Genomic DNA, 20,304 nt, shown 5'->3' with positions numbered 1-20,304 from the left:
CCGGCGCGCGCCGGGGGTAAAGAGGCTGCCGGGTCAAAAATCAATATTGACGCCAAGTTGCCAGCTGCGCCCTGGCATCACGGCCAGCGCGTTGTCATAGCTGTCCTGGAGAGTGCGCGTTTCCTGCGTACGGCTGCTGAGGTAATCCCAGTATTTGCGATTGGTAAGGTTGTAGACGCCGCCGCTGACCTTCACCTGCTTTGCCACCTGCCACCAGGCGCTCAGGTCGACAACCCCGTAACCGGGCACGCGCATATAGTTACTGCTGGCGGTGGCGATCGGCTCGCCGCTGTTTTGATAGGTTTCACGACTGGTTGCGGTGGCGCGCTTACCTTTGACAAAGGTGGCGGTCAGCGCGGTGCCGTAACGTTTGGCCGGATCGTCCCAGCCAAGGCCGACAATCGCTTTCATCGGCGCGACGCTGTCAAGATCGCGATAGGCGTCGCCCATGTAGCGCGATTTGGCTTGCCCCTCGGCGTAGCCATAAGCGAGGGTTGCGTGCAGCCCTTCAGCCTGCTCAAACCAGCTGCCGACATCGAGCGTGGCGCTGATTTCCCCCCCGTAGATAAAAGCTTTATCGCGGTTTTCCGCCTGATAGCTGGTGTAGATGTTCGACGGCACGTTGACGAAGTTGCCCGGGTTGTCGGCGCGGCGATAGCGGGTGTAAGCAATAAAGTTTTTGTAGCTGTTATAGAAGAGCGCACCGCGCAGCGTGACGCCTTCTGCCACTTCGCCTTTCAGCCCCCATTCGAGGTTATCGCTGGTTTCGGTTTTCAGCGCCGCGTTGCCGATCAGTGCGTACTGCGCGCGCCCGGCATAGTTAGAGCCAAGATTCCAGGAGCCATAGAGCTGGCTGGCATTGGGGAACTGCGCCCCGCGCCGGTATTGCAGATAGCTCAGCAAACGGGGCGTGAGCTCATACTGGAAGGTGAGCGATGGCAACCACTCGGTGTCGCTGTTTTGGTGGTACAGCGCAGAGACATCCCGGGTATTCAGCACGCTGCTGGTGGTAGTCAGGCTGCCGAGGTTCTCCGGTTTCATCGACTGGTACATTACGCGTATGCCGGGAATGAGGGCAAAGTTGTGCTCTCCGGCGGCGAAATTGATCTGATCCTGCACAAATGCGCCGAGGATCTCGCTTTTACTGTCCGCTTCAGGCTGCATGATCGCGCTGCGCGCGTCCGGCATTGGCTGCTGGTGGAACGGGCGCTGCGTTTTGCTGGCGCTGGCATTAAAACCGGCACGTAGATCGTGGCGGCCGAAGCTCTTCGCCAGCGCATGCTGAATGCCTATCGTATCGGTGTCGTAACTGGAGTAGACGGTGCCCTGAATGCCGGTGGTGCTGTCCGGCATCCACGTAGCGTCGTGCGCCTGGGTGCGCTGTAGATAGATCTTTGTCGAAGCGCTATCGACCCACGCATCGACCGGTGTCCAGTCATCCTTCAGGCTGATGGCCCAGCGCCGGGAGTAGCTGCCCTGCTGAGCGTTGCCAATAATCGCACTGCCGTCACGGTTCCAGGCGTCAAAGTGGGTATGGGTCGTTTTGTTGTAGTACTCCGCTGTATAGGTCCGTTTGTGCACTTCGGAGGCTTGCAGGATCCCGGAGAGCAGCAGCGCATCGGAGTGCCAGTTAGCGGGGTAAGCCCCGACTCTGTCGCTGTTGTTACGCGTTTGCTGGCCGTCGCGGCGGCTGTAAACCACAATGCCCCGCACGCGTTCATCGCCTGCCGCCGCCGTTACGCCGTTGTGCCAGCTGCGATCGCTGGAGTCATAATCACTCTGGTAACCGGCGTAGTAATGCTTCGCCCCTTGCAGGTAGTCATTGGCAGATTTTGGCCGGAACGAGACATTGCCGCCGATGGCGGTGTTGGCTTGTTCCGCAGGCGTTGCGCCCGGCTGGATCGCCACGTTGCCGTAGAGGTAGGGGTCGATATAGTCACGACCAATGCCGAAAGTGTTAAGCCCGGCGCGCCCGGCGTAGCTGCGCCCGGTGGCCTCTGGCTGAGGAATGCCATCAACATCAATACCCACGCGGTTACTCTCAAGGCCGCGAATGTTATAGCCGGTGTAACCGCCGCGGTCGAAGCCGCTCTTACCGTTGCCGGAACCGCCCCCTGCCCCGGTAGCACCAATCAGCGGCTCATACCGCATGATGGAGCCAAAATCATTCGCCCCGTTGCGTTGCAGGGCATCAGCAGTGATGGCGCGATCGCTCCCGGCTTTGAGACGTGGCGCAGGCGCGGTAATGACCATCTCTTCGGCGCGATCTTGTTCATCGCGTGGTGCGGTTTCAGCCGCAAAGGCCGCGGTGGGCGTAAGCGTTGTCAGGAGTGAGGTGACCAGCACGCGGTTTCTGAAACGTAGCTGGCAAAAAGGTGTAGTCGTCATAAGTGTGTGTGCCTTTGAATTATTATCATCCGGCTCACATCAACTCCCAGAAATCAGCGGAACCGTACACCAGCCGCACGGGCCAGGCATCAGCTCTCTGTTATGGGCAAGATAGTAATGATAACTATTATCACTTGCAACGATTTCATAATGCCAACATATTGCTTACACTTTGTGGACCCTTTTCCCTTCTGGTAACGAGATGATGTCCACTAAACCTGCCATCACCCTGCACTACTGCGTCCAGTGCAACTGGATGCTGCGCGCCAGCTGGATGGCGCAGGAGCTGCTCCACACCTTCAATACCGATTTAGGTTCCGTGACGCTGATCCCCGGCACCGGCGGCATTTTTGTCATCGAAGCCGATGGCAGCGTTATCTGGGATCGCAAGCAGGAGGGCGGCTTTCCCGATGCCGCAGAGCTAAAACGCCGCGTGCGCGACTGCTGCTTCCCGGAAAAACCGCTGGGTCATGTTGAAAAGCGCAGCGAGTGATCTACTGCGCGAAGGCCTGCCTCAGCGCGCGGAACGCCGCCAGCTGCTGTGGAATAAGCTGGTGGCGTTCGTCACGGGCAACGAAAATTTTTAGCATCGCGCTGCCTGCAGCGTTGAAAAAGAGGATGGTGGCGGCGTCCATCGCCATAAATTTGCGTTCAATAAACGCGATGTGGCGACAGTGATCGGCCTTGATATGGCCCGATACCTGCTCTTTACCCTGCAGGTTGAAGTAACCGTGGCTGTAAAATCCCGGCGGCAGGGCGATGCTGCACTCCAGGATCACATCTTCGGTGTGGATCAGGAGAAGTACCGTGCCCCAGGTGGTGACCTCTTGCCATACGTCGTCAAAGTGCGCACCGGCAATCATTTTGCTGCCAGGTAGCTGCCGCACCACTTCCAGCAGCGTGGTCTGGTAGTGCCGGGCAACGTGCTCAAGTATGCAATCCGGCTCGGTATGCAGAAACTCCTGTAAGCTCTTCTCTGTCATCTCTCTCTCCTTTTGACTTTCCCTTCGCCACCTCTCCCCTGCAGCGATGAATGAGAATAACTATCATTTGTCTCGAGAAAAAACTGCGAGCTAGCGCGCAATAAAAAAGGTCGCCGAAGCGACCTTTTAACTATTTTTTAACCGGTTGCGGTTTTTTGTCGCCGGACTCCGGCGCTTCGCGTGGATCGTCTTTTTCAATAGTGAGCACAAAACCTCCTTTTGCGAATGAATGTTTAGTAAATATAGCTAAGCCTTGCAGGCTAAACCAGGCGGCAGAGGATTAAAAAACAGGCATTGGCGGAGAAAAATTAAGCTGAATCGGTTCAAAAAGCCGCCTACATAGCTAAAAATGGCGTATTTTCAAATATTTATTCATGAAATAATTTATTCGTGAGCAGCGTAAAATTTCATTACAAATGCGGGTTTTAGCAGCTTATGCTGTTGCCCAATTGTGCATAGCTTGCCAACTCATTGTTAGTAACGAAGATGCATTTGCATACCCTCAGGCGCAGATCGGATTTCCTGTACCTGAGGGATTTTTTTTGTCTGGAATAGCTCAGAAAATAATTAATCAGGGAAATTAATTTTATTTATTTTGAAATTAAAATAACCCTACAAATAATTAAGCGAGCCGTTTCCGACTCGCTATCGTTTAAAATTAGATTTTAAACTTCAGGTTAAAACAGCAACGGCACCACTATTTTTTATTGCTGCTGTTGCTATTCTGTCCGCCTTTTTTACCGGCTTCGGACGCGCGCTCTGGGTCATTTTTGAAGTTCCCACCACTCTGCTGTCCGCCTTTACGCCCTGCTTCTGAGGCTTTTTCACGATCTTCAGCGAAATTACCGGAACCGCCTCTATGCTCGGCCATGTTATTTCTCCATCTGTCGTTTCAAATATAATCAATATGACATCAGCGTCATATCAATCGCCTTTCATGATTAAGCCTGGCCATAAACATAATTTATGTCAAAGCGCAGCCGTTAATTAAGTTCGCGTTTATGTAATGCATATTTTTTTACCTCTTCTATCCCACTGGTTAGTCGAGAAAAAATAGCGCAGCGGGAGGCTAAATTTATTTTACGGCTGCGTTTAGTGTACTAATCACACAGCTTGCCGCTAGCCCGCCGCGAGCGGCTCTGCCGGGGCTGGCATTTGCTTTTGTTATAATATAACATTTCAATTTATGACAAACGTAACCAGGGAGTGATACCGATGATGAAGAAAACGGCTTTTGCTTTGGCAATGGGCGCGCTGCTGATGAGCACGCAGGGCTTTGCCCATGGGCACCACCACGGCAAACCGCTGACGGAAGTGGAGCGTAAAGCGAGCGAAGGGATTATTGATGATAAAGATGTGAAGGATCGCCCGCTCTCTGACTGGGACGGCGTGTGGCAATCCGTTAACCCTTATCTGCTGAGCGGCGATCTCGATCCGGTGCTGAAGAAAAAGGCACAGCACGGCGATAAAACGGTGGAGGAGTACCGCGACTATTACAAAAAGGGTTACGCCACGGATGTCGATACGATCGGCATTGAAAACAATGTGATGGAGTTTCACACCGGCAAAACCGTCAACAGCTGCCGCTATGATTATGCTGGCTACAAGATCCTGACCTACGCTTCCGGCAAAAAGGGCGTGCGCTATCTGTTTGAGTGTAAAGACGCCAGCTCCAAAGCGCCGAAGTATGTGCAGTTCAGCGACCACACCATCGCGCCGCGCCAGTCCCAGCATTTCCACATTTTCATGGGCAGTGAATCCCAGGAAGCCTTGCTGAAAGAGATGGATAACTGGCCAACTTACTACCCCTACAATATGACTAAAGCGCAGATCGTCGACGAGATGCTGCATCACTGATTTCTCTGCGGGCGGCCATCGCTGCCGCCCGCCTCTCCCCCTTCTTTTCCCCCATTTTTCCCGCGCCGATGATTTAGGAGTAATCCTCTCCAGAGTGCCGTCTATGCTTAAGGCTTAAAAAAACGATAACGCCGTTATAAGCACACCCCTTTTTTATTCACCCGCATTGATGACTGGAGGCCTGGTATGAGCAACCAAGGCAACAACCCGGACGCGCACCGCGCCCCGGAAATGATCCCGCTGTCCTTAACTGTTAACGGCGAACGCCGACAGCTTGAGGTTGATACCCGTACCACGCTGCTGGATGCGCTGCGTGAAAGTTTACACCTCACCGGCACCAAGAAAGGGTGCGACCACGGCCAGTGCGGCGCCTGCACGGTGATCGTCAACGGGCGACGCATCAACTCCTGCCTCACCCTCGCGGTAATGCAGCAGGATGCCGACGTCACCACCATCGAGGGCCTCGGTTCGCCGGACGATCTCCATCCCATGCAGGCGGCTTTTGTCAAACATGATGGCTACCAGTGCGGTTACTGCACGCCGGGTCAGATCTGCTCCTCCGTTGCCATGCTGAAAGAGATTGAGCAGGGCATTCCCAGCCATGTGACCCTCGATCTTGTCTCCCCGCCGGAGATGACGGCAGATGAGTTCCGTGAACGCATGAGCGGCAACCTCTGCCGCTGCGGCGCCTACGCCAACATGCTGGCGGCGATTCAAGAGACCGCCGGGGAGAAATCATGAAGACCTTTACCTATGAGCGGGTCACCACGCCTGCCGAAGCGGCTGCCAGCGCGCAGCGCACAGAGGGCGCGAAATTTATCGCGGGCGGCACTAACCTGCTTGATTTGATGAAGCTGGAAATTGAGACGCCGACCCACCTGATTGATGTAAATGGCCTGGCGCTGGATAGCATTGAAGCGACCGCTGAAGGCGGCCTGCGCATCGGCGCGCTGGTGCGCAACACCGATCTCGCCGCCGATGGGCGCGTGCGCCGCGATTATGCCGTGCTCTCCCGCGCCCTGCTCGCCGGGGCTTCTGGCCAGTTGCGTAACCAGGCAACGACCGCAGGCAACCTGCTGCAACGCACGCGCTGCCCCTACTTCTATGACACCAATCAACCCTGCAACAAACGCCAGCCGGGCAGCGGCTGCGCGGCGCTGGGCGGCTACAGCCGTCAGCTTGCGGTAGTCGGTGCCAGCGAATCCTGCATTGCCACCCATCCGAGTGATATGGCCGTTGCCATGCAGCTGCTTGATGCGGTTGTCGAGACCGTCAACCCGGACGGTCGCGAACGCCAGATCCCGCTGGCAGAGTTTTATCGCGCGCCGGGCGACACGCCTCATCTGGAGACAGTATTGCAGCCCGGCGAACTGATTGTCGCCGTCACCCTGCCCCCGCCCGCGGGCGGCACGCATATCTACCGTAAAGTGCGTGACCGCGCTTCCTACGCGTTTGCGCTGGTCTCCGTGGCGGCAATTGTCCACCCGGATGGCAGCGGGCGCGTGGCTATCGGCGGTGTTGCCCATAAACCGTGGCGGCTTGCCGAAGCGGATGCGGCACTACCGCAGGGGGCGCAGGCGGTGTATGACAAACTCTTCGCCACCGCGCAGCCCACGGCTGAGAATGCATTTAAATTGACGCTGGCGAAGCGCACGCTCGCCTCGGTGTTGTCAGAAGCGAGGGCGTAAATGATGAAATTTGAGAAACCGGCAGGCGAGAACCCGATCGATCAACTGAAAGTGGTTGGTCAGCCTCATGACCGCATCGACGGCCCGCTAAAAGTGAGCGGCCGCGCCCACTACGCCTACGAATGGCATGATGTGCTGCCCAATGTCGCTTATGGCTACATCGTCAGCGCGGGCATTGCCAAAGGCAAAATCAGCGAGATTAACTGTGATGCGGCAGGCAACGCGCCGGGCGTGCTGTCGATTATTACCGCCGATAACGCCGGCCCGCTGGGCAAAGGCGAACGCAATGCCGCCACGCTGCTTGGCGGCCCGCAGATTGAGCACTATCACCAGGCCGTTGCGCTGGTGGTGGCTGAAACCTTTGAGCAGGCGCGCGCCGCTGCCGGGCTGGTGGACGTCACTTACCAGCGCGAAAGCGGTGCCTACGATCTGGCGGCGGAGAAACCGGCGGTCAACAGCGCGCCGGAGAGCGCGCCGGACAAAAATAGCGGCGATTTTGACGCTGCCTGGGCAAGCGCCGAGGTAAAACTCGACGCCATCTACACCACGCCGGATCAGAGCCATATGGCGATGGAGCCGCACGCCTCGATGGCCGTCTGGGAAGGGGATAAGGTGACGGTCTGGACTTCCAACCAGATGGTCGCCTGGTGCCGAACCGATCTGGCTACCACCCTCAAGTTGCCGGAAGAGAACGTGCGCATCATCTCGCCCTACATCGGCGGCGGCTTTGGCGGCAAACTCTTCCTGCGCAGCGATGCGCTGCTGGCCGCCCTCGCCGCTCGCGCCTTGCAGCGCCCGGTGAAAGTGATGCTGCCGCGCCCGATGATCCCCAATAACACCACCCACCGCCCGGCGACTATTCAGCACATCCGTATCGGCACCGATCGGCAGGGGAAAATCACCGCCATTGCGCATGACAGCTGGTCCGGCAACCTGCCGGGCGGGACGCCGGAGACGGCGGTGAACCAGACCGAACTGCTCTACGCGGGTGCTAATCGCCATACCGGTTTACGGCTGGCAACCCTCGATTTACCCGAGGGCAACGCCATGCGCGCGCCGGGTGAAGCTCCGGGCATGATGGCGCTGGAGATTGCCATTGATGAGATGGCAGAGCGAGCCGGGATCGATCCGGTTGAGTTTCGCATTCTCAACGACACGCAGGTTGACCCGAAGGATCCACAGCGCCACTTCTCACGCCGCCAGCTGGTGGAGTGCCTGCGCACCGGCGCGGATCGCTTTGGCTGGTCGCAGCGCAACGCCACGCCTGGCCAGACGCGGGACGGAGAGTGGCTGGTGGGCTACGGCGTCGCGGCGGGCTTTCGTAACAACCTGCTCGCCCCGTCCGGCGCGCGCGTGCACCTCGACGACGCTGGCCGGGTAACAGTAGAGACGGATATGACCGATATCGGCACCGGCAGTTACACCATCATTGCCCAGACCGCCGCCGAGATGCTCGGCGTGCCGCTCTCCCACGTTGAAGTGCGCCTTGGCGACTCCAGCTTCCCGGTCTCTGCCGGTTCCGGCGGGCAATGGGGAGCCAACACCTCTACCGCTGGCGTTTACGCTGCCTGCGTCAAGCTGCGTGAAGCCATCGCCAAAAAACTGGGCTTTGACGCCGCTTCAGCGGTGTTCGCTGATGAGACGATAAGCCTGGGCGAGCGCAGCGCACCGCTCAAAGCCGCGGGCGCGCTCAGCGCGGAAGATACCATTGAGTTTGGCGATCTGGATGAGCAGTATCAGCAATCGACCTTCGCCGGACACTTTGTTGAGGTCGCCGTCGATGCGGCAACCGGCGAAGTGCGCGTGCGCCGTATGCTGGCGGTGTGTGCCGCCGGGCGCATCCTTAACCCGAAAACCGCGCGCAGCCAGGTGATTGGCGCGATGACAATGGGGCTGGGCGGCGCATTGATGGAGGAGCTGGCGGTTGATACGCGCCAGGGTTACTTCGTCAATCACGATATGGCGACCTATGAGGTGCCGGTACATGCCGACGTGCCTGAGCAGGAGGTGATCTTCCTCGATGATACCGACCCCATCTCCTCGCCGATGAAGGCCAAAGGCGTGGGCGAACTGGGGCTGTGCGGCGTCAGCGCGGCAATCGCCAATGCGATCTACAACGCGACCGGCGTGCGGGTGCGGGATTACCCGGTTACCCTCGATAAGTTGCTCGACGCCTTGCCGGATATGGCCTGAGGAGACGTTATGCAGCAGACCATTCTGGCACCTGACACGGCAGATGAAGCGCTGCTGACGCCGCAGCAGGCGCTGCTCACCGATGACAGCGAAGAGATTTTGCGCTTCGCCGTCGATGCGCTCGGCGCAGGCATGGAGACAGCGCTGGTGACGCTGACCGGCATTCGCGGCGGCGCAGCACGTGCGGCGGGCGCGCAGATGGTGGTACGCGAAGATGGCGGCTATTGCGGCTTCGTCTCCGGCGGCTGCGTGGAGTCTGCCGCCGCCTTTGAAGCAATGGCGGCACTCGCCTGCGTTGAAGATCGCGTGGTGCGCTACGGCGAGGGTTCGCCGTGGTTCGACATTGTGCTCCCCTGCGGCGGCGGTATCACGCTGCATATTCATCGCCTGCGCAGCGCGCAACCGCTGCTGGCGGTGCTGAACCTGCTTGCGCAGCGCCAGCCCGCCGCGCTGCGCTACCATCCGGCTCGTGAGCAGCTTGAGTGCGTGACGGGTGTGACCCAAAGCGGCTGGGATGAGGAGATCTTTACTGTCGCCTACCGCCCGCGCGTACGGGTGATGGTCTTTGGCCGCTCGATTGAAGCGCAGACCACTGCCAGCCTCGCCCGCGCCTCTGGCTACGACGTGCAGCTTGTCGAGACGCTAACGGATGGCGCACAGATCGATACGCAGACGGCGGTGATCCTGCTGTCGCACGATCTGCACCAGGAACTGCCCGTGTTGCAGGCGGCGCTCCGCGCGCAGCCTTTCTACATCGGCGCGCTCGGCAGCTATCGCACCCATCAAAAACGCACGCAGAAGCTCAGTGAGATTGGCTTTGCGTCCTCTGATATTGCGCGGGTTAAAGCGCCGATTGGCATTTTCCCGAAAGCGCGCGATGCGCGTTCGCTGGCGCTCTCGGTGCTGGCGGATGTCGCCGCCGCGCAGCTTGCAGCGGACGAAAGCTGATGGCTGCTCCGGTGGTAATTATTCTTGCCGCAGGACGCGGCGAGCGCTTTCTCGCCTCCGGCGCGCAACACCATAAACTTGATACGCTGCTCGGCGAGCGCACGATATTAGAGCACGTTATCCATGCAGTAGAGCGTGCTGGTCTCGCCTGGCATCTGGTTCGCCCTGTGGGCGGCACGGGCGGGATGGGCGACTCTATCTCACTGGGCGTTAACGCCACATCGAACGCCTCCGGCTGGCTGATTCTGCCCGCCGACCTGCCGCTGATCGCCCCAGAATCGTTACTGCATGTCGCCGAAGGGTTGGGTGAAAAACCGCTGGTGGTGCCGTGGCATCAGCAGCGCCAGGGTCATCCGGTGGCCTTTTCCCGCTGCTACTTCCCTTCCCTGCGGTCATTAACTGGCGATAGCGGCGCGAAAAGCATTGTGCGGCAGGCACGAGCGCGCGGCGAGGTGCTGGATCTGCCGCTGACGGATGCGGGAATTATTCAGGATATTGACACGCTCGAGGATTTGCGGCGGGCAGAGCGTATCTACAATAACTATTTACGCGTCCAGCGTGCGTAAGTGAGTCGCCACGCCCCAGCGCAACACCTCGCATTTTTCTTCCGCCATTTCTAACACCGCGTAGCTCGCATTGGGCTGGGCATAGCGGGCGAAGTTCTCAAGGTTTCCCTCTTTCAGCAGCGCCAGCAGCCCCTGAGTGACGTGCCCATGGCAGACAACGCAGAGGGTTTTATGCGACGCGCGAGTGTGCTGAAGCTGTAAAAACGCCAGCATGCACTGCACCGCCTGCGCCAGCGATTCGCCGCCTGGCGGGCAGAACGCGGCATCGTGCGCGAATAATGCATCTGCTTCAGCAGGACATTCAGCCCGCAAATCCTGCGTGGAAAGCCCTTCGTAGCGCCCGAATGACTGCTCCATCAGCGCGGCATCAATCACCAGCGGCGCCTGAAAAAGCGCGGCGAGTTGTTCGCCCATGCTGCGCGCCCGCGCGAGCGGCGAGCTAAAGACGCACTCTGCCGAATAACCTTCATCTTTAAATGCAGCGAGTAATGCCGCCGTTTCCCGCTCGCCGCGCTCGGTGATCGGGCTGTCCTGCTGGCCCTGAATCATGCCCGCGCGGTTCCATTGCGTTTGTGCGTGGCGTACGAGAATAACTTTCATCTGTCCTGTTCCTCGCCCGGTATATTCGCGGGAAATTTATAATGGGTATGAATGGAAGAAGAGTGGCTATCATGTGGCGGGAATACAAGCGAAAAAATAACGCGAAGATGGGTAAGAGATGGTTGAGATAAAAGCGTTTAATGCGGTTTGCGCGAATGTCGCCAACGAGGATGAGGTGCTAACCCTTGGCGTAGGAGACGATGCACACGACCCGCAGCATTTTTTTATCATTGGGAGATTTGATGAAGATGATCTTGCTATTGATCAGTGCATCGGGTTTCAGAGCGACGACACCGCCTATGAACTGGCGGCGGCAATAGAAGCCGTTACGCTAAGCGTGGATACATTGACGATTCGGCTGAACGAGACTGCGGCGCAGCAGGCAGGCTGCAGGGAGTATTGCGCGAAGATTTCTGCTGTTCAAAACAGCGGGGAGTTGCAAGCCGCCTTGCTGACGTTATTTGCAGGCAGCAAAGTGAGGCTGCAACTTAAATAATGCTGTGGTGTGAATGTGCCAAACAGCCAAGGCTCAGCGTACGCGCTGATACTGATTCACCCGGTGGCCCACCGCGATGCATTTCGCCTCGACCATGCTGATGTAGTAATAGCGGGGGTTTGGCAGATGGGTCATCAGCCACGGAAGCTCCGTGGAGTATTCGACATCAGTGGTAGCGATCATCCATACCGGCTCGCCGTATAAGGTGATGACCGTAGCGTGATGAGCGTGCTCATCCCACCCGCGTCGGCTCTGCGCGGCATAGTCTCTGGCGATCTCGATGGCTTCAGCTTGAGTGATCAATACTGCGTCCTGAGCAGAAGAAGTTTTGCGTAAGCTACACGGCTTTGTGACCAGTGGCTATGACGGTTATTAGCTGAGGGAGTGGGAATAAATTATTTCGTGCCTGGTGATGCCTCTGCTGCGGCGAGAGAGAGCATTTCGCATGTGGTGCTTTTGTTTGGCCTTCGTTTTTACATTCTCTTTTCGCCTCAGCTACACTACTCCCTCAATTTTTCTTGCTGAACTCAATAATGTTAAAAAACTTACGCTTTATCATTCCTCTGCTCGCGCTGATTGGCGCTATTGCCTACTGGCTTACGCCGCACTACTCCGAAGAGGAGGAGAGCTATTACCGCGCGGTGTTCTGCACCATCGATCATGACGATCCGCAGAATTTTGCCCGTGATATGGAAAACATTGTCGAGGGTGGCAACTCTGATTACGCGTTACGTAAAAATCACTACATCTCCGCGCTGGGCGAACGGATGATCGATATCTGGACGTCGCTCAGCGCGCAGCAGCAGGCAGCGATCAAAGAAAACCAGCAGAAATGCCGCGACATAATGAGCGACAAACAGCGGTCATAATAAAATTATGAGCTTTGCAGCAGTGGCCTTCTGGTTTAACGGCAGGGATTATTTGAGAGTAAGTTATGAGCAAAAAGAGTACCGACACCAGTAAATTCTTAAGTTATGTCTTGCGCCATGAACCAGAAGCCATTGAGCTAACTCTGGATAAAGAGGGCTGGGCGGTTATAGACGACCTTATTCTGCGTGCTGGTAATAAAGGCTATGCACTCGATAAAGATCTTATTTTCAACGTTGTTGAAAGCAGCGAAAAGAAGCGCTTCACGATTTCAGAAGATGGCTTACGCATTCGCGCAGCTCAGGGGCATTCCACTCAACAGGTCAATATCACTTACGCAGAGAAAACGCCTCCAGATATTTTGTATCACGGCACTGCAACCCGCTTTATCGCTCAAATCAGAGAGCAAGGCCTACTCGCTTTATCACGCCAGTATGTACATCTTTCTTCTGATGAAGATACGGCAGTTCAGGTCGGGCAACGTTATGGAAAGCCTGTGTTATTAAAAATAAAAGCCACGGATATGTATGAGAAGGGCTTTAAATTCTACCAGGCAGATAATGGGGTTTGGTTAACGGCGCATGTGCCGTATGAGTATATTCAGGAGTAAGGGCTATTCATCGTCATCTTTATGACGGGTTGCGTCAAGGCGAGCTGATTTTAGCCTGAGTACTTCCCATTGCGACGAGATGAAAGCCAACCCGATAAAAATACCTTTTCCCATCATCAGAGAAATAGATCCTTTCTAAACCATCAACTTTTTTTGTGCCGGGAACAACACGCGCATCGCTTCGCTCAATCTTAGCGCCACAATTCTTTTCAAGCTCATCTAAAAATTTAGTCATACTATCGCTATTTATCTGCTTTTAGTTGAACGAGATATATTTAGCGTTTATTACCGCTAATGCCCAGATCGCTGCTTTCAGCAGAACGACTGATAACGCTCTTGAAGCCTGGTTATATAAATATTTACTAACCCTTCATCACCCTGGTACTCCTTGATATAACTTCGAGAAAGAAAAGACATTAAATCAACAAATTTTTGAGGAGAAATTGCTGAACTTTCATAATCCCCAAACATAAAGCTGACTTCGTTAAAATCTTCAGGAATATCCCAGTTTAGATCTAGCGCATAACCGCAACCTTCTGATGGGGAGCATCCATATCCTTCGCTAGCTCTTTTCAAAAAGGCGATATAGCTCATTTTATTCAGTGATAAAACCAAATAAACAATATCATATAAGTCTCTACCATCATTTTGATAAAAATAGTTTTTTGTTGCTTCTAACCACTTTAAGTTTTGCATGCGCGTTAATGATGACTTGTAAGAAGTAGAATAAATTTTTATTCACAGTGTACGCTCTGTGGTTGCGCCAGGATAATTTACGAAACCAGATCAGCTTGCCCATTATCACTCATTAGGGTCAATATTATCCAGTGCAACTTCCCAATCAACTGTCAGTTATTGAGGGACACTAACGAGCTCAGAGAATAAAATTCCCCGCACGGTACTGTTTTGTGAGAAATTCCTTGTAATTCATTCTTTTTTTCATGATTTTATCTTAGCTCTGTAAGTTAACACTATTCTAATTTATCAATAATACTATTAATTTTATCACTTCGTAATCAACATCAATCACTACTTATAAAAAATATCAGACTCATGAAATCGGATTGTGTATTGCAATAATAGTCTGACCGTGCCTTACTAGAATCTCTTCAAATTACTTGTAAAGAAGGTTTAACCGAGGATAAAACATCTATAACATCCTCTACCGTAGAAAACATATAATGAACAACATCATCGTGTATATGCCCACTTTGTTCATTAAACCACTTGAGATACTTAGAATTCTCGACAACGTAAATACTCGTTAGCATTAATCCTTTTTGTTCATACTGCATTTTAAGCAAGTCACCTTCATCAGTTACCCTAAAAGAATGAACCCAATCAAAAACAACTTTTAACTTATTGGAGCTATTATCGATGATAGAGGAAAAAACAAATTCCAGAGAACCAGATTTATATCGTAAATCCTCCAGTTGCGGTTTCAGTGGAAACCGCTCACTTAAATTACTTACAACCAAGCGTTCAATCATATCCGATCACTCATCATATCTAAACTTTATCCTATTTTTACCCGACTGGATCTCCAATGTCGGGCGACCATCTGTACTACGCTCGCGGACGATAACAGTTCTTCCATCCTGTAATTTACCAAACCTACCGCCAGGGATATCTTTAATCTCAGTATGAGACAAAACATAATATTCTTTGTTATCCGTATTGCTACCACCAGAACGTTCGAACAATTTTGATCGTCCTGTAGTTGCATTCCCTTTTGAAGACGTTGAAATTAAATCGTCAACAGTAATATTTTGTTTATCATTATTCCGCGCATTCTCTTCATCCTGAGATTCCCAGCCTTCCGGTGTCCCTGAGTCGTCTCAGCCTGCTCATCTGACCTGCCCCCGGTAACTGTTACGGAGTCAATTATGGCTGATCGCGATACCAGGCCACAACAGCACCACGCCACTACAACCCCTATCTGCGAGCCGCAGGCGCATTGTTACAGGGTCGGTCAGCCGAACCCGACCCGCTGCGGCAGCTCACCATTTTAGGCCGCTGGCTGGAGCACTGGGATTTAGCACCGGGCAGGCGGCGGTGGTCACCGCTGTGAAGAGGCGGCTGATTATTGAGCCACAGTTGAAGTGCGACCGCTAAAGGTTAAAATCCAGGCTTTTGAGGGCGGAGATTTACTACTCACCTATATATATAACCCCACTTTCAGGCGGGATCGAGTGATCCCATCCCATTACATTCAGGATAGCTTTTGCCTGGACTCTCATTTTTTCCCATTCCTGACTGTGACAGAGTGCATCGTCGTTCCAGTACTTAAGATTATCAACCCCACTAATTGATAAAATATAATCATCCAGCTCCTTGATCATCTGTCTCTGAATGTTCGCTAGTCTTGAGTCATCCATTTCATCCAAGGCTACTTCCCACTCAACAGCTAATTGATCGGCAGCATTCACGAACTCAGGGAATAAGTTCTTTTGTATTTCATATGGTTGAGAAAATGCTTGAGCAACCCATTTAAATTTATTCATATACCTACTCTTTAGGTCTATTTATGATCGTGGCCTTTTCACCAGCACCTGACTTATAAGAGCCAGGATCTACAACTTTGATCGTACCTTGCGTTGTAGTTGAGACCTTATTATAGCTACCACCGTGTCTTCCTCCTCGCGGATGATATTGGATCTAGCTGATCTCAGGATGCCCCTTAACTTCAATAATTGCTGCCTGTCCAGAGCCTCGCCTAGTTATGCATACAACTAACGGAGAAAAAGTGGCCAAGAAAAAGCTAAAAAGCAACTTCAGTCAAACAATAATTTCATAAAGAGTATCCGGTGGCGCTTGATACTTTTCGAAATCAGCATGTATGACCTCATATAAATCAGATAACTGAATTTTTTTTACTGTTTCAATTTGTTCACACTCATTCAACGAAACAACCATTTTTTTTGCATTTGATATCGTTATCATTTCAAAAAAAACATCTAAAAGAATATTTAAACGCTCTTTTGGATCAGAGGGAAAATTTATATCCGCTGATTCAGGATCATATTCTGAATAATCAATTAAATATGTTGCATTAATTGAATCCTTATTATCTGCAATATCGAATATAAAACATTCATCTTCGGGATAATACTCCACAGGATAGTTGATTAGCTCATCCTTTTTTATCACCCTAATATTCAAAGAATTATGCGCTATATAATCTTCTAGTGAACGACGATCCAAAGGAGTTTCATCATCTGGTTGTAAATAGCCATAAACATTATTTGACATAATTAAAGCATATTCCTATATCATGCAGGGATTATTATTTATTAAATTTATTTAAAATATTGATAAATCTTATTCACTGGCAAAAAGCTCTTTTCTCGATAGAAAAATTCCATTATTAATCTTACCTTAATCGCTTTCAGTCAAACCACATATTCCCATAGATCTTAAAGAATCCAGACAACTGTTAAATAGATTGTTATCGTCAGTGTTAATGAGATATAATATTACTTCAAGCTCATAACTGTTGTTTAAATCCCCAAGGCACTCGACCAATCTAATTTTCCAAAATATAGGTTTATTTGCCAAATCGCCTAATAGGCATTTCCAGTCTGACTCTTTGAATTTACTTAACATCTCAGTAGATTCCACGATGGCGCAATCATACCAATAATCCCCGGGCTCATTATCACTACTAAAATCTGTAATGCATAAATCAAAGTTTCTATACATGTATGTACCTCAACCGTTTCAGGCGCTCCCCCATCTGAAATCGCTCATTAAAGATTGCTAACGTACAGCGGCAAATATGGAGGTGTTGGCTGCCTCTCGTCCCCTGCTACGCTTTTTCACAATCCCTGTTATTGAAGGTCTGATGCATAATCATTACTGATGGCAGCATTGACCTGCACCCGGTAACTGTTACGGAGTTAATCATGGCTGAACTCGATACCGGGTCACAACAGGGCCACGCCACCACAACCACCGTCTGCGAGCGGCAGGCACATTACTACAGGGTCGGTCAGGCGAACCTGCTGCCGCTGCTCACCTTGATGGAATCTTTTGATAATAGTTAAGCCATCACAATAAAATAAACTATTCAGTTTTATAATTTTCAATCATTATTGTCAAAAAAGATCTACCCATCAACTTAACCAATTCAACATTACGAGTAGTTCTTTCCTCAAGCCATTCTTTAAAAACATCACAATCAACAAAGTTTTCATAAATTAACTCATTGATCGACTCCAGGCTCAAATTTCGGTTGAACCCCATAACTCCTTCATCAACAGGAGTTTTCTGGAAGATAGCCCATTGCTTGTTTTGATCTAAAATAATCAGACCACCGTAATCACCAGCGTTATTCATCTCAGTGCTCAAGGAGACTATTTTAGTGACCCAATCTTCATTCATATGTAGATCGCCGAGGAATTTATAATCGGAGCTGGTGAAAACCTTTGCAATTACATCAGAACCAAAAGAAAGCCTGACAATTAGTTCGGTCACACTGATCAAAACTTCTGAAGTGCAAATATCATTATCGAAAAATAAATATTCATCAAATCGCTTATGAAATATGTAATTAGGAAAATTAACCTCACGCTTTATCACATTTTCAAGTAGGGTAATCTCATTATCATATCCATCAGTCACGGTATCACTCTCCCGGGAAACATAGTTTAACTATGATTTTATATTTATTTATACGGCGGCTGATGGCCCCTGGATCCAGAAGAACGCCACAGCTTCAATCCTCAATAAAGGCCTTTCAAACCACCAAACTTATCGGCATATTGTTCACCAATATCTATAAACTTTTTTGCTGAGTATCTCAAACTGATATGCCATAAGCATGCGCATTATCTTATAGCAACAACCGACTACGGGAGCTTTACCTGAGCCCTGATTTATGTAACGAATTCTTCAATCGATATACACTAGTTGATATTCGTTCAAATTCCCCTGAGGCCACCATATTACTCAAAGCATCCTCAATTTTATTTTCATTATTGAGTGGAAAACCACGTCAATATGAAGCATAGCGTTCTTTAAGTCTCACCATAGAGCGTTCTATTGTCTCTTTATTTTCTGGATTCTCAGTTATATAACTATCCGTTATGCCCTGCATTAACTCAACAAATTTCTGAGGTGAAATCGTCGAACTTTCATAGTCACCAAGGATAAAACAAGCACCATCAAACTCGCTTGGATCATCTAGATCTTGATCTAATACGTATTCTACCCCTTCAGAGACAACACTGCCTATTCCTCTTGATGCATCATAAATAAATTGTTGGAAGTTCATTTTTTGTTCTTTATACATCACCTCTAATAAGCAATATAAATCTTCAGCCCCATCATTTAGGAGGCGCTGTTCTACTTTTTTTAACCAAGCTAAATCGTCTATCATTTACTGTTCCTTGGGGGTAAAGTAATGAAAGCATTACTGACTTGCCCTGTTTTAGTATCTTTAGTCACTCTGAACCAATAACCATTAACTTTGACGTCATGAAGATTCTTTGAAGGGTTCGCTTTAAAGTAATCTTGCAGGCTTTGCGTTTAACGTTCGCATATATTTCTGTTAAGGTAGTGAATTTTTGGCCACTAATATCAATTACAATCTCTTGCCGAATTCCCGCATGTCAATTCTCCGCACGCTGGATCGCTTGCTTATAAACATTATTTATCAGCCAAATCTGATTAGCCGCAATGTTATTTTTTTTCACTTCAACAATGCAAACATTTCCCTGACATCAGTCTGGACGAACGCCACCTTTCGTGCAGTAGGGAACCTCTTTGCTGACTTTGAAACTTACTTGTTCGCGCCATCCATCACCGCCCCATTAAATAATGGCTTGTATCGATTATTGTAACTTCCGCTTTAGGGATGAATGCCTGGTTGAACATTAGTTCCGCGTTCTCGCCCATGCCAGGAAAGTCACTAATGACCGACGGAAGAACTATAAATTATGTCGGCCTCATTACTAAGTGAATTATCTGACACCAGCGGAGTTTACAGCGGACTGGCGAATTAAAAAAAAGAAGGTAAACAAACCAGCATTACAAACTGACTATTATTTAATACTGGGGGTAAGTCAGGTGCAGTTAGCTTGTCCGCTCCGTGCCAAATGCAGATATTGATAACATGCTGATAAGATAAGTTTTCACCTGCACTTTTGCCAGCAAGACGTTGACTAAGGTAAGCTCCATAATTCCTGCCATGATGTTATTTTTACCAATTCCATTGGCGATATACGACACCGCATCCTTTGCAAGCGCAGCGTTAAAATTTCCCCCATGCTAGTCCACTGACCGCAGTAGTGGCCGCGGTGATAATCGCTGTACATCACTGCCAGTAAGATCATACAACTTTCAGCAATTAATATCGGTTTACTTACTGCTAACCTCCCGTTTCACTACAACACAGCAAACGTTAGATGGCATCCGACTATTCAGTCTGAATATTGGCGATACTACTTATATTCCTCTATCACCAGTCAACAGCGATTTCTCTGGCCGGAAATTTATCTGTACCTGCTCTCGATCACAATTTGCCAGAACGCGTTTAAATAAAAACTCATAAAAATCTTTTGCATAAAAAACTTCCTCTCCAGAAGGTAATTTGAGATACAAAGGGCACTCTTGTCCATCAATTTTTAAATAATCAAAATAGAATGTTTCGCCAAAATCAGTTTGACTAACAACGATTTGATAACTTTTATTCAACCCACTTTTAAAATCATTTAGATATTGATATACAATATCTCCCCCCCGCGTACTTGATCAAATTCAATCCCGTAAATACTAAATATTTCTTCTCCGCCAACCTCACCACCTGTATAATTTTTCAAAAACCACACATACGATGGAGTTAGCTTGACTCCGAGAGTACTCTCTGCCTTTCTTATCCAATCGTCATCTACTACATTCTCAGAAGTGCCAAAATTCACGATGTCACTGTGAGCATTGAACAGTTCAACAACGTCTGCAGCTGTGATATTTTTCAATTGACTATTTCCCATAATTTTTAGCTCTCTTTTCCCGCTAAAATTTGCCGTAACTTCTCATCACTTACTTTCATTCTTTTCTTCCCCCTGAATGATTTTGTCTTGTAACTTTTTCAGTTTTTCATACCTTA

At 50.6% G+C, this 20,304-nt stretch carries 27 protein-coding genes; 11 read left to right on the top strand and 16 right to left on the bottom strand.

The genetic code is table 11. The features are described from left to right. Positions 1 to 33: 33 nt before the first annotated feature. Entirely contained in the window at positions 34 to 2,388 is a 2,355-nt protein-coding gene (locus tag ACWPW2_RS03640) for a TonB-dependent receptor domain-containing protein (protein ID WP_454121665.1), read from the bottom strand. A gap of 205 nt (positions 2,389 to 2,593) precedes the next feature. Here ACWPW2_RS03640 and ACWPW2_RS03635 point away from each other — a divergent pair, with 205 nt between their 5' ends. Beyond that, positions 2,594 to 2,881, top strand: a complete 288-nt coding sequence (locus ACWPW2_RS03635; protein ID WP_023479005.1) for a SelT/SelW/SelH family protein — start codon at positions 2,594 to 2,596, stop codon at positions 2,879 to 2,881. A gap of 1 nt (position 2,882) precedes the next feature. Here ACWPW2_RS03635 and hutX read toward each other — a convergent pair whose 3' ends face one another. The 3 genes from hutX to ACWPW2_RS03620 form a co-directional block, all read right to left on the bottom strand. After that, positions 2,883 to 3,371, bottom strand: coding sequence for a heme utilization cystosolic carrier protein HutX (gene hutX / locus ACWPW2_RS03630; RefSeq protein WP_454121664.1), 489 nt, complete (start codon positions 3,369 to 3,371; stop codon positions 2,883 to 2,885). 130 nt (positions 3,372 to 3,501) lie between these two features. Then, complete coding sequence (locus ACWPW2_RS03625) at positions 3,502 to 3,579, bottom strand: hypothetical protein (RefSeq protein WP_235180437.1); 78 nt, start codon at positions 3,577 to 3,579, stop codon at positions 3,502 to 3,504. Positions 3,580 to 4,068: 489 nt separating this feature from the next. Further along, positions 4,069 to 4,242 carry a con-10 family general stress protein gene (locus tag ACWPW2_RS03620; RefSeq protein ID WP_023478999.1) on the bottom strand — a complete coding sequence of 58 codons (174 nt, stop codon included), beginning with the start codon at positions 4,240 to 4,242 and terminating at the stop codon, positions 4,069 to 4,071. A 347-nt stretch (positions 4,243 to 4,589) separates the two neighbouring features. On the opposite strand from ACWPW2_RS03620, the gene zinT reads away from it, so the two are divergent. The 6 genes from zinT (at position 4,590) to ACWPW2_RS03590 (ending at position 10,623) form a co-directional block, all read left to right on the top strand. Beyond that, complete coding sequence (gene zinT / locus ACWPW2_RS03615) at positions 4,590 to 5,228, top strand: metal-binding protein ZinT (protein ID WP_454123572.1); 639 nt, start codon at positions 4,590 to 4,592, stop codon at positions 5,226 to 5,228. A 186-nt stretch (positions 5,229 to 5,414) separates the two neighbouring features. Continuing rightward, positions 5,415 to 5,969, top strand: coding sequence for an aldehyde dehydrogenase iron-sulfur subunit PaoA (gene paoA / locus ACWPW2_RS03610; RefSeq protein ID WP_454121663.1), 555 nt, complete (start codon positions 5,415 to 5,417; stop codon positions 5,967 to 5,969). Next, entirely contained in the window at positions 5,966 to 6,916 is a 951-nt protein-coding gene (locus tag ACWPW2_RS03605) for an FAD binding domain-containing protein (RefSeq protein WP_023479009.1), read from the top strand. Before paoA ends, ACWPW2_RS03605 begins: the two co-directional genes overlap by 4 nt. Before the next feature lie 3 nt (positions 6,917 to 6,919). Beyond that, positions 6,920 to 9,109, top strand: coding sequence for an aldehyde oxidoreductase molybdenum-binding subunit PaoC (gene paoC, locus ACWPW2_RS03600; protein WP_454123570.1), 2,190 nt, complete (start codon positions 6,920 to 6,922; stop codon positions 9,107 to 9,109). Positions 9,110 to 9,118: 9 nt separating this feature from the next. Then, positions 9,119 to 10,057 (top strand): XdhC family protein, encoded by a 939-nt coding sequence (locus ACWPW2_RS03595; protein ID WP_454121662.1) that lies wholly within the window; start codon positions 9,119 to 9,121, stop codon positions 10,055 to 10,057. Further along, positions 10,057 to 10,623, top strand: coding sequence for a nucleotidyltransferase family protein (locus tag ACWPW2_RS03590; protein ID WP_454121661.1), 567 nt, complete (start codon positions 10,057 to 10,059; stop codon positions 10,621 to 10,623). The genes ACWPW2_RS03595 and ACWPW2_RS03590 overlap by 1 nt, the downstream gene beginning before the upstream one ends. On the opposite strand, the gene ACWPW2_RS03585 is transcribed toward ACWPW2_RS03590, so the two are convergent. Continuing rightward, complete coding sequence (locus ACWPW2_RS03585; RefSeq protein ID WP_454121659.1) at positions 10,603 to 11,223, bottom strand: histidine phosphatase family protein; 621 nt, start codon at positions 11,221 to 11,223, stop codon at positions 10,603 to 10,605. The two genes, ACWPW2_RS03590 and ACWPW2_RS03585, sit on opposite strands and share 21 nt — an antisense overlap. Positions 11,224 to 11,341: 118 nt before the next feature. Between ACWPW2_RS03585 and ACWPW2_RS03580 the strand changes: the two genes are divergently transcribed. Further along, positions 11,342 to 11,719, top strand: a complete 378-nt coding sequence (locus ACWPW2_RS03580; RefSeq protein ID WP_454121658.1) for a hypothetical protein — start codon at positions 11,342 to 11,344, stop codon at positions 11,717 to 11,719. 33 nt (positions 11,720 to 11,752) lie between these two features. Here ACWPW2_RS03580 and ACWPW2_RS03575 read toward each other — a convergent pair whose 3' ends face one another. Further along, a complete protein-coding gene (locus tag ACWPW2_RS03575) occupies positions 11,753 to 12,022 on the bottom strand; it encodes a hypothetical protein (protein WP_454121657.1) in 270 nt (89 codons plus the stop codon). A 230-nt stretch (positions 12,023 to 12,252) separates the two neighbouring features. On the opposite strand from ACWPW2_RS03575, the gene ACWPW2_RS03570 reads away from it, so the two are divergent. Next, the gene (locus tag ACWPW2_RS03570; protein ID WP_454121656.1) at positions 12,253 to 12,588 is read left to right on the top strand and encodes a hypothetical protein; all 336 of its coding nucleotides are present in this window, start codon (positions 12,253 to 12,255) and stop codon (positions 12,586 to 12,588) included. Between the two features lie 65 nt (positions 12,589 to 12,653). Further along, the gene (locus ACWPW2_RS03565; RefSeq protein WP_023478984.1) at positions 12,654 to 13,196 is read left to right on the top strand and encodes an RNA 2'-phosphotransferase; all 543 of its coding nucleotides are present in this window, start codon (positions 12,654 to 12,656) and stop codon (positions 13,194 to 13,196) included. 34 nt (positions 13,197 to 13,230) lie between these two features. On the opposite strand, the gene ACWPW2_RS03560 is transcribed toward ACWPW2_RS03565, so the two are convergent. The 5 genes from ACWPW2_RS03560 to ACWPW2_RS03540 all read right to left on the bottom strand — a co-directional run bounded on the left by ACWPW2_RS03560 (position 13,231) and on the right by ACWPW2_RS03540 (position 16,448). Further along, positions 13,231 to 13,431: a hypothetical protein gene (locus ACWPW2_RS03560; RefSeq protein ID WP_454121655.1), complete on the bottom strand. Its 201-nt coding sequence runs from the start codon at positions 13,429 to 13,431 to the stop codon at positions 13,231 to 13,233. Between the two features lie 77 nt (positions 13,432 to 13,508). Then, positions 13,509 to 13,892: a hypothetical protein gene (locus ACWPW2_RS03555; protein WP_454121654.1), complete on the bottom strand. Its 384-nt coding sequence runs from the start codon at positions 13,890 to 13,892 to the stop codon at positions 13,509 to 13,511. A 413-nt stretch (positions 13,893 to 14,305) separates the two neighbouring features. Next, complete coding sequence (locus ACWPW2_RS03550; RefSeq protein ID WP_312202248.1) at positions 14,306 to 14,686, bottom strand: hypothetical protein; 381 nt, start codon at positions 14,684 to 14,686, stop codon at positions 14,306 to 14,308. 660 nt (positions 14,687 to 15,346) lie between these two features. Further along, positions 15,347 to 15,700 carry a hypothetical protein gene (locus ACWPW2_RS03545; protein ID WP_454121653.1) on the bottom strand — a complete coding sequence of 118 codons (354 nt, stop codon included), beginning with the start codon at positions 15,698 to 15,700 and terminating at the stop codon, positions 15,347 to 15,349. 274 nt (positions 15,701 to 15,974) lie between these two features. Further along, positions 15,975 to 16,448 (bottom strand): hypothetical protein, encoded by a 474-nt coding sequence (locus ACWPW2_RS03540; RefSeq protein ID WP_454121652.1) that lies wholly within the window; start codon positions 16,446 to 16,448, stop codon positions 15,975 to 15,977. A gap of 653 nt (positions 16,449 to 17,101) precedes the next feature. Between ACWPW2_RS03540 and ACWPW2_RS03535 the strand changes: the two genes are divergently transcribed. Then, positions 17,102 to 17,242, top strand: a complete 141-nt coding sequence (locus ACWPW2_RS03535) for a hypothetical protein (protein ID WP_438441176.1) — start codon at positions 17,102 to 17,104, stop codon at positions 17,240 to 17,242. A 19-nt stretch (positions 17,243 to 17,261) separates the two neighbouring features. Here the strand turns inward: ACWPW2_RS03535 and ACWPW2_RS03530 are convergent, their stop codons facing one another. The 5 genes from ACWPW2_RS03530 to ACWPW2_RS03510 form a co-directional block, all read right to left on the bottom strand. Beyond that, complete coding sequence (locus ACWPW2_RS03530; RefSeq protein WP_454121651.1) at positions 17,262 to 17,819, bottom strand: hypothetical protein; 558 nt, start codon at positions 17,817 to 17,819, stop codon at positions 17,262 to 17,264. A 373-nt stretch (positions 17,820 to 18,192) separates the two neighbouring features. Then, entirely contained in the window at positions 18,193 to 18,576 is a 384-nt protein-coding gene (locus tag ACWPW2_RS03525; protein ID WP_454121650.1) for a hypothetical protein, read from the bottom strand. Positions 18,577 to 19,271: 695 nt separating this feature from the next. After that, positions 19,272 to 19,427, bottom strand: a complete 156-nt coding sequence (locus tag ACWPW2_RS03520) for a hypothetical protein (RefSeq protein WP_454121649.1) — start codon at positions 19,425 to 19,427, stop codon at positions 19,272 to 19,274. Between the two features lie 216 nt (positions 19,428 to 19,643). Beyond that, on the bottom strand, positions 19,644 to 19,892 hold the full coding sequence (locus ACWPW2_RS03515) for a hypothetical protein (protein WP_454121648.1): 249 nt from the start codon (positions 19,890 to 19,892) through the stop codon (positions 19,644 to 19,646). Positions 19,893 to 19,909: 17 nt separating this feature from the next. Then, positions 19,910 to 20,188 carry an SMI1/KNR4 family protein gene (locus tag ACWPW2_RS03510; protein WP_454121647.1) on the bottom strand — a complete coding sequence of 93 codons (279 nt, stop codon included), beginning with the start codon at positions 20,186 to 20,188 and terminating at the stop codon, positions 19,910 to 19,912. Positions 20,189 to 20,304: the final 116 nt, after the last annotated feature.

It is taken from the genome of Kosakonia sp. Marseille-Q7440 (genome assembly GCF_965119485.1).
Note: the sequence above shows the minus strand (reverse complement) of the source record. Positions and strands in the feature narration are given on the sequence as shown.